Source organism: Actinotalea ferrariae (assembly GCF_019733465.1).
Classification (GTDB): domain Bacteria; phylum Actinomycetota; class Actinomycetes; order Actinomycetales; family Cellulomonadaceae; genus Actinotalea; species Actinotalea ferrariae_A.
The window spans coordinates 1-8,308 of sequence record NZ_JACVQL010000042.1 but is presented as its reverse complement, the minus strand read 5'-3'; the positions used below and the strand labels follow the sequence as shown (position 1 = coordinate 8,308).

Below are 8,308 nucleotides of genomic sequence, written 5' to 3'. Positions count from 1 at the left end.
GCCTCTCCGCGCTGCTCGCGGCCGTGCCCGTCGGGGCCCTCGGCGTCGCCGCGGCGGGCGTCGTCGTCGCGGCTGCCGTGGGCGTGGCCGGCGTGCTCGGCGCGTTCTCCTCCGACGAGACCTCCACCGAGCCGACGCCGATCACGGCGCCGAGCGAGCCCGCGCCGACGGCGGACGACGAGCCCGTGGGACCGGGTGAGGACCTCCAGGCGTCCGGCGGCGCGGCCCAGGGTCCGGCCGACGCGGAGTCGGGCGCGACCGGCACGGACGAGGGCACGGGCGACCCGGCGGGCGACGACCCGGCGGACGACGGGGCCGGCTCCGCGGACGAGACCGCCGACGAGCCCGCGGGCAGCTCGGGCACAGGCACCGGCGCGGCCGACCCGACGACCGACCCCGGCACCCAGCCGCAGCCCCAGCCCGCACCTGAGCCGGAGCCCGAGCCCGAGCCCGTCGACCCGCCCGCGGTCCGGATCCCGTCGCTGCCCGCCGTGACCCTGACCGCCGGCGTGCCCGGCGCCCTCGAGCTCGAGATCTCCAACGAGGGCGGCGCCTTCACCGGGACCGTGCGCGCCGACTTCCGCTTCGACGAGGGCACCGACTGGTCCGTCGTGGCGGTCCCCGAGACCGTCGACGGCGGCGGTGCGGCCCGGACGGCCGCAGGCGCCACCGACTGGACGTGCGCCCCCGCCGACGCCGTGACCGCCTCGTGCGTGCGCGACGGCCTGGAGGCCCGCTCGACGACGTCGCTCAACGTCCACCTCTCGGTCGTCGACCCCGACGTCGACGGCGTGCGGGACCTCCCGGTCGGCATCCGTGCCTGGACGCCCGGCCACGGGGCCGAGCCCGAGTTCACGACGGTGACGGCGCAGGTCGCGTCGCCGCCCGCGCGACTCGTGGCGGGAGCGGTCACGGCCCCCGCGGCGTTCGTCGCCGGGACGCCGGGCGTCGTGACCGTGCCGGTGCAGAACATCGGCCGGACGTCCGTCCCGGCGACCGCCACGGTCGACCTCCCCCCGGACGTCACCGGCGCCCCCGTCGCCGGGAGCCCGTGGACGTGCGCGCCCGCGCCCGGTGACGCCTCGCTGCTCACGTGCGACGTCGCCCGGCTGGCCCGCGGCGAGAGCTCGCCGCTCGTGCTCGACGCCGTCGCCGACCCGGCGATCCGCAACCGCGCGGCACCCGGGGCGGTCACCGCGACCGTGGGCGCCGTCGGCCTCGACCCCGCCGTGGCCGACGCGGCCACCGTGACCGTCCGCTCCGCCCCCGCCCACTACGCGATCGCCCTCGAGCGGTCGGGTGCCCCGGCCCCCGGACCGATCGACGCCGTCGTGCGGCTGACGAACTCGGGCGGCACCGACGGCTACCCGACCGTGCAGGCGCTGCTCCCGCGGGGCTTCCGGATCGCGCCCGCCGGGCAGGGCTGGGAGTGCACGCCCAACGCCGACGGCACGACGCTCTGCACCAACGACGGCTCGGCCCTCCCGGCGCGCGACCTCGTCGTGCGCGCCGACGGTCAGGCGACCGTGCCGATCCGCCTCGTCGCACCGCCCGGCCAGGTGACGGGCGGGCGGCACCACGTCACGGTGAACCTCCGCGAGGGCGGCGCCGTCGGCGAGTCGGTGACCTTCCCGGTCGACGTCGTGCACCCGGCCGACCTCTCCACGTCGTCCGTGTCACTCGCGGCAGAGGTCGGGCACACGAGCCCGCTCGCCGTCGTGGTCGCGAACACGGGTGGTGTCGCCGACGACGTGGCCGTCGTCGTCACGCTGCCCACGGGCATGGTCCCCGTCGACTCGACGGGCTGGACCGCCGTGACGGGCGACACCTTCGAGCGCTCGGTGACGGTCGGGGCCGGCTCGACCCGGCACGTGACCATGACCGTGCGGAGCGCGATGCCGAGCGCGGCCGTCGACCGCACCGTGTCCGTCGAGCTCCGGGGCGCAGCCGGTGCCGGCGGGCTGATCGAGCGTCCCGTCCGCCTCGTCCCGCCGCCCGCGGTGCTCGCCGCGACGACGTCGCTCGACGTGGCGCAGACGCAGGGCGACCAGACGGCGACCGTCCGCTTCGACGTGACCAACTCGGGCTTCGGCCGGGCCGCGGGCGTGGCGCTCTCGGCCACGCTGCCGCCGGGCGTCGTCCCCGCGGACGCCAGCGGCTGGAGCTGCACGAACGGCGCGACGCGCACCTGCTCGCGCACCGTCACGGTCGAGCCGGGCGCGACCGCGTCCTGGACGCTCCAGGTCCGCGGCGCGGTGGACGCGCCGCGCGACGTCGCCCTCACGACCCGCGTGAGCCACCGCGACTTCTCGGTCACGGGCAGCCACGCGCTCCGCGTCGCGCCCGCCCCGGTGCCCGCGTGCGCCGCGGCGTGGCAGTTCGGCCGGACCTACGCGGTCGGTGACCTCGTGACCTACGGCGGCCGGCTGTACGAGCGCCAGGTGACGTCGATCTCGCTGCTCCCGCCGCCGGTGCTCGACTCGCGCTGGACCGACCTCGGCCCCTGCGCCTGACGTCACTCGTCCGCGCGGTGGCGGCCTCGCGTGCGCGGCTCCTCGCGGTGCTCGACCTCGAGCGCGTGCGCGGAGCCGTCGCCCGGCTCGCCGCGCGAGACCGCCTGCACCGCGGCGTCCACCAGGTCGTCGCCGCCGACGACCTCGAGCGTGAGCCCGGCGGACGCCGCCTCGTCGAGCAGTGCGACGAGCACCGCGGCGACGTCGTCCCGGCTCACCTGCCCGCGCGGGACCGACGGCGCGAGGTGCACACGGCCGGTCGCGTCGTCGTCGGTCAGGCCGCCCGGGCGCAGGATCGTCCAGTCCAGCCGCCGCGACCGCAGGTCCGCCTCGCTGGCGGCCTTGGCGCGCAGGTACGCGCCGAACACCTCGTCGCCCGCCTGCTCCGGCTCGCCGGCGCCCATCGAGGAGACCAGCAGGTAGCGCGGCACGCCCGCCTGCTCCGCCGCCTCCGCGAGCAGCACGGCCGCCCCCCGGTCGACCGTGTCTTTGCGCGCGGCGCCCGAGCCAGGCCCCGCTCCGGCCGCGAACACCACGGCGTCGGCGCCGTCGAGCGCCGGCGCGAGCTCGTGGACGGAGCTGTGCTCGAGGTCGAGCACGAGCCCGCTCCCGCCCGCCGCCTCGACGTCGGCGACGTGGTCGGGGTTGCGGACCAGCCCGACGACGTCGTCGCCGCGCCCGGCGAGCCGGCGCGTGAGGAGGAGGGCGATCTTGCCGTGGCCGCCGGCGATGACGATGCGCATGCCGTCACGCTAGGTGGCGTGATCACGGCCCGCACCTAGAGTGACCGCCATGCCGCAGGTGGAGCGCCGGTTCGTCCCGGCCGACGTCGTCCGCGTCGCGGGGCTCGTCAGCCTCGTCGTCGCCGTCGTGTGGCGCGGCCCGGTCGACGCGATGCTGTTCGCGCTCGTGGCCGGCGGGCTGCTGGTCCCGCGCCTGCTGCGCGTGCCCCAGCCGCTCGACGTCGCGTACGGCGTGCTGCTGATCGTCGCCGCGTGGTTCGGCGCGCTCGACGTGTACCAGGCGGTGTGGTGGACGGACCTCGCCCTCCACCTCGTCGCGACGGGCGTCGTGGCCGCCGTGGCCTGGTTCGGGCTGCTGCGGCGCGGTGCCGTCACGGACCCGCGTCTTCCGCCCGGTCCGCGTGGGGTCGTCGTCGTCACGGCGTGCGTCGGGCTCGCGCTGAGCGTGCTGTGGGAGATCGCCGAGTACCTCGGCAACAAGCACCTCGACCCGACCATCTTCGTCGAGTACGCGGACACCGTCGAGGACATGGCGATCGGCGGGTTCGGCTCCGCGCTCGCGGGCCTGGGCCTCAGCGTGTGGGCGCGCCGGACGGCCGGTCCGGCCCCGACGGCGCCAGGCGCGCGGCCCACAGCTCCCACGGGGGCGTCCGCGCCCAGCTGAGCCGGAGCGTGCGGAACGCGCGGTCGAACCGCCGCCGCATCTGGCTCGCTCCGACGAGGGAGCGCCCCGACACGCGGACGCGCAGTCCGCGGTCGTAGCGGATGCGCGCGTGCGGCCCGAGCGCGAAGGCGAGGTCGACGTCGTCGTGCAGCTCGCGCTCGAGGTGGACGAGCGGGCGGGCGCGGAGCCACGCCTCGCGCCGGACGGCCATCGCCGAGCCCCACAGGGGCGGGTGCGCCATCGCGGCGTGCATGAGGACGTAGTAGGCGTCGAGGTACAGCCGCCCGACGACGGCCGCGCGCACGGGGCCGACGTCGTAGAAGGTGCCCGTCCCGGTCAAGGCGTCGAGCGCGGGGTCGGCCGCGAACGCCGCCTGGACCCGGGCGAGGAAGCCGGGGGGCGGGACCGTGTCCGCGTCGCACCGCACGATGACGTCGCCGGTGGCCGCGTCGTAGCCGGTTGCCGCCGCGGCCGGGATGCCGTGCGCGGGCTCGACGACGACGCGCGCACCGCCCGCACGCGCGACCGCGGCGCTGTCGTCGGTGGAGCCGTTGTCGACGACGACCACCTCCGTGGCGGTACGCGTCTGGGCGGCCAGGGCCGCGAGGCAGCGCCGAAGCGCGGGTGCGTCGTCGCGCACGGGGATGACGACGGAGAGGGTGAGCCCGCCGGGCGGTCCCGTCACCGTGCGTCCTCCTCTGGCCGGTTCGTCCTGTGTGCCGCACCATGGTCCGACCGGGCGCTGCCCGCGCCGTCCTGGCACCCTGACCTTATGCTCAGCATGCTGAGCATTTTTCGACTCCGACGACGTGCCGCCCGGACCGGGCGACCACCCGCCAGGCCTCCGAGGGGGAGACCATGACGACCGCCGAGAGCGTCATCCTGCTGGACGACGACGGCGCCCGCCTGGGCACGGCGGACAAGGCGACCGTCCACACCGCCGAGACGCCCCTGCACCTGGCGTTCTCGTGCCACGTCCTCGGGCCGGACGGCACCGTGCTCGTCACGCGCCGCGCCCTGTCGAAGCGCACGTGGCCGGGCGTGTGGACCAACAGCGTGTGCGGCCACCCCGGACCGGGCGAGGACCCGACCGACGCCGTCCGGCGCCGCGCGCGGTTCGAGCTCGGGCTCGAGCTCGAGGACGTCGAGCTGGTGGTCCCCGACTTCCGCTACCGCGCGACCGACGCGTCGGGCGTGGTCGAGAACGAGATCTGCCCGATCTGGACGGCGCGCGCGGTCGGCGACGTCCGGCCCAACCCGGACGAGGTCATGGACCACGCCTGGGTCACGCTCGACGCGCTGCGCCGTGCGGTCGACGCCGCGCCGTGGGCGCTCAGCCCGTGGCTGGTGAGCTCCGCACCCGCGCTGCCCTTCCTCGACGGCGGCGGGTCGTGACCGCGCTCGGGTCGCAGCTGCGCCAGGCCGCGACCCCGCACGCCGCCCGGCCCGCCGCCCCGGCCGACCACCCGCTCCGCCCCGGCCCGCAGGCCGTCCCCGACGACCGCGCAGGTCAGGAGGGGCAGGCGCCGCGCGACCAGCAGGCGGCGCCCGACGGGCAGGCAGCGCGCGACGGGCAGACGGCGCCGTCGCCCGACGCCCAGGTGGACCGCCTGCTCGTCGACGTGCTCGAGGACGCGGCGCGTCGTGCCGCGCCCTTCGGGGCGGACTACGTGCGGTTGTGGTCGGAGATCGCGCGCAGCGTCCGCGGCGGGAAGCGGTTCCGCTCGGCGATCGTGCTCGCGATGCACGCCGGCCTCGAGGGCGACCAGCCCGAGGCGGCCGTGAGCGTCGCCGCGGGTTTCGAGATGCTGCACACGGCGTTCCTCGTGCACGACGACCTCATCGACCAGGACTCGGTGCGCCGCGGCGAGCCCAACCTCGCGGCCACCATGCGCGGGGACGCCCTCGACGCGGGCCACGCCACCGTGCCGGCGGACCGGTGGTCCCAGGCGGCCGCCGTCCTCGCGGGCGACCTCGCGCTGAGCCAGGCGCACCGGCTCATCGCCGGGGCCGACCTCCCCCGCTCCCGCCGGGACGCGCTGCGCGACCTGCTCGACGAGGTCGTCCTCGTCTCGGCCGGTGGCGAGCTCGCGGACACGGCGTACGGGCTCGGGCTGCAGAGCCCCTCGCTCGACGAGTCGCTGCGCGTCGCCGAGTCCAAGACGGCGATGTACTCGTTCCGCGCCCCGCTCCGCGCGGGCGCAGTCGTCGCGGGTGCGGACGCGGAGGTCGTGGCGTGCCTCGACGACGCCGGCCGCCTGCTCGGACGGGCGTTCCAGCTGGTCGACGACCTGCTCGGCGTCTTCGCGCCCGAGGCCGAGACCGGCAAGAGCAACCTGAGCGACCTGCGCGAGGGCAAGCGGACGCCGCTCATCCTGCACGCGCGGACCATGCCGGTCTGGGCGGAGCTGGCCGACCACGTGGGGCGCCCGGACCTCGACCAGGCCACCGCCGCACGGCTGCGGCGCGCGCTCGCGCGGTCCGTCGCCCCGGCCATGGTCGCGGAGGCGGTCCGGACCGACCTCGCGGCGGTCGAGGCCCGGATGGCCGACGGCGCGTTGCCGGCCGCCGCGTCCGCGGTCGTCGTCTCGGTCGCGCAGCAGATCGGCCGCGCGCTCGCCGACGTCGAGCGCCACGTCGAGGAGGCGCGTTGCCTTCCCGCGTGAGCAGCAGGCTGAGCGTCTACGACACGGTCGCCGAGCGGGCCGCGAGCGTGGTGGTGCGGGAGTACTCGACGAGCTTCGGGCTCGCCACGCGCCTGCTCGCCGAGCCTGCGCGCACGCGCATCCGCAACGTCTACGCGCTCGTGCGCCTCGCCGACGAGGTCGTCGACGGTGCCGCGAGCGAGGCGGGTGCGGACGGGACGGCCGAGGCGCTCCTGGGCGACCTCGAGCAGGAGACCGAGCGCGCCATGGCGACGGGCTACAGCACCAACGTGCTCGTGCACGCCTTCGCGCGCACGGCGCGCGAGGCGGGGATCGGTCCGGACCTGACCCGGCCGTTCTTCGCCTCGATGCGCATGGACCTGCACCGCACCGCGCACGACGGCGACAGCCTGCGCGAGTACGTCTACGGCAGCGCCGAGGTCGTGGGCCTCATGTGCCTGCGGGTCTTCCTGCTGGACGTGCCCGCCGCCGGACGCGAGACGGCGTACACGCGGCTGACGCCGGGCGCGCGCGCCCTCGGCGCGGCGTTCCAGAAGATCAACTTCCTACGCGACCTGGCCGACGACAGCGAGCGGCTCGGCCGGAGCTACTTCGTCGACGTCGACCCCGCAGCACTCACCGAGGCGCAGAAGCTCGAGATCCTCGCGGACATCGACGGCGACCTGAGGCTCGCGGCGCAGTCCCTGCCCGGCCTGCCGCCGTCCGCCCGGCGTGCGGTCGCGCTCGCGTACGGGCTCTTCGCGGAGCTGACCCGGCGGCTCGAGCGCACGCCGGCGCGCGACATCGCGCGCGTCCGGGTCCGGGTGCCCGGACCGGTCAAGGCCCGCGTCGCCGCCGGCGTCCTGGCGTCGACCCTGGCCACCGCGCGGTGAGCGCCGACGACCGCGTCGTCGTCGTCGGCGCGGGCATCGCCGGCCTCGCGACCGCCGCCCTCCTCGCACGCGAGGGCCGCGCGGTGACCGTGCTCGAGGCGCGCGACGTCGTCGGCGGCCGCGCCGGCTCGTGGGCCGCCGACGGCTTCCGCTTCGACACCGGGCCGTCGTGGTACCTCATGCCCGAGGTCTTCGACCACTTCTTCCGGCTGCTCGGCACGTCGGCCGCCGAGCAGCTCGACCTCGTGCGCCTCGACCCGGGCTACCGCGTGTACTTCGAGCGGCGCGGGTCGATGGACGTCGCGGCGGACCGGGACGCCAACGTCGCCCTGTTCGAGAGCATCGAGCCCGGGGCGGGCGCGGCGCTCGAGGAGTACCTCGCCACGGCCGAGGACACCTACGCGATGGCGCTGCGCCATTTCCTCTACACGACGTTCGCGTCGCTGCGACCGCTCGCCAACCCGGAGGTCGCCGCGCGGCTCCCGCGGCTCGCCGCGCTCCTGACGCGCTCGCTCGAGCAGCACGTCGCGGCGCGCTTCCGCGACCCGCGGCTGCGCCAGGTGCTCGGCTACCCGGCCGTCTTCCTCGGCTCCGCGCCGCGCATCACGCCGTCGATGTACCACCTCATGAGCCGGCTCGACCTGGCCGACGGCGTCCTGTACCCGCAGGGCGGGTTCGCCCGCCTCGTCGAGGCGGTCCACGACCTCGCGGTCGCGGGGGGTGCCGAGATCCGGACGGGTGTGCGCGTCGCCGGGATCACGACGGAGCCGACGACGGCGGAGCCCGGGTCCGCGTCGCGCGGTGCCGGAGCGCGGGCCGCCGCCGCGCGGGCCGCGGGCGTGCGGGGACG

The 8,308-nt window shown here is 76.8% G+C and carries 7 protein-coding genes and 1 pseudogene; 6 read left to right on the top strand and 2 right to left on the bottom strand.

Annotated elements, in window-relative coordinates; translation table 11 throughout:
• A pseudogene (locus ICW40_RS03860) lies at positions 1-2,513 on the top strand (hypothetical protein); the annotation flags it as partial.
• Positions 2,514-2,515: 2 nt separating this feature from the next.
• Here ICW40_RS03860 and ICW40_RS03855 read toward each other — a convergent pair.
• Positions 2,516-3,256: an SDR family oxidoreductase gene (locus ICW40_RS03855; RefSeq protein WP_221652515.1), complete on the bottom strand. Its 741-nt coding sequence runs from the start codon at positions 3,254-3,256 to the stop codon at positions 2,516-2,518.
• Between the two features lie 49 nt (positions 3,257-3,305).
• Here ICW40_RS03855 and ICW40_RS03850 point away from each other — a divergent pair, with 49 nt between their 5' ends.
• On the top strand, positions 3,306-3,920 hold the full coding sequence (locus tag ICW40_RS03850; protein WP_221652514.1) for a hypothetical protein: 615 nt from the start codon (positions 3,306-3,308) through the stop codon (positions 3,918-3,920).
• Here the strand turns inward: ICW40_RS03850 and ICW40_RS03845 are convergent.
• A complete protein-coding gene (locus ICW40_RS03845; protein WP_221652513.1) occupies positions 3,829-4,605 on the bottom strand; it encodes a glycosyltransferase family 2 protein in 777 nt (258 codons plus the stop codon). The two genes, ICW40_RS03850 and ICW40_RS03845, sit on opposite strands and share 92 nt — an antisense overlap.
• Before the next feature lie 173 nt (positions 4,606-4,778).
• Here ICW40_RS03845 and idi point away from each other — a divergent pair, with 173 nt between their 5' ends.
• The 4 genes from idi to crtI form a co-directional block, all read left to right on the top strand.
• Positions 4,779-5,315 carry an isopentenyl-diphosphate Delta-isomerase gene (idi, locus tag ICW40_RS03840; RefSeq protein WP_221652512.1) on the top strand — a complete coding sequence of 179 codons (537 nt, stop codon included), beginning with the start codon at positions 4,779-4,781 and terminating at the stop codon, positions 5,313-5,315.
• Positions 5,312-6,586, top strand: coding sequence for a polyprenyl synthetase family protein (locus ICW40_RS03835; protein WP_221652511.1), 1,275 nt, complete (start codon positions 5,312-5,314; stop codon positions 6,584-6,586). The genes idi and ICW40_RS03835 overlap by 4 nt, the downstream gene beginning before the upstream one ends.
• Positions 6,583-7,458 carry a phytoene/squalene synthase family protein gene (locus ICW40_RS03830; protein WP_221652510.1) on the top strand — a complete coding sequence of 292 codons (876 nt, stop codon included), beginning with the start codon at positions 6,583-6,585 and terminating at the stop codon, positions 7,456-7,458. Before ICW40_RS03835 ends, ICW40_RS03830 begins: the two co-directional genes overlap by 4 nt.
• The coding region (crtI, locus tag ICW40_RS03825; protein ID WP_221652509.1) for a phytoene desaturase family protein at positions 7,455-8,308 on the top strand (854 nt) is incomplete at its 3' end. The genes ICW40_RS03830 and crtI, both read left to right, overlap by 4 nt.

Coding starts and splice junctions, on each gene's coding strand:
- ICW40_RS03855 (WP_221652515.1), bottom strand. CDS start 3,256: ATGCGCATCGTCATCGCCGGCGGCCACGGCAAGATCGCCCTCCTCCTC.
- ICW40_RS03850 (WP_221652514.1), top strand. CDS start 3,306: ATGCCGCAGGTGGAGCGCCGGTTCGTCCCGGCCGACGTCGTCCGCGTC.
- idi (WP_221652512.1), top strand. CDS start 4,779: ATGACGACCGCCGAGAGCGTCATCCTGCTGGACGACGACGGCGCCCGC.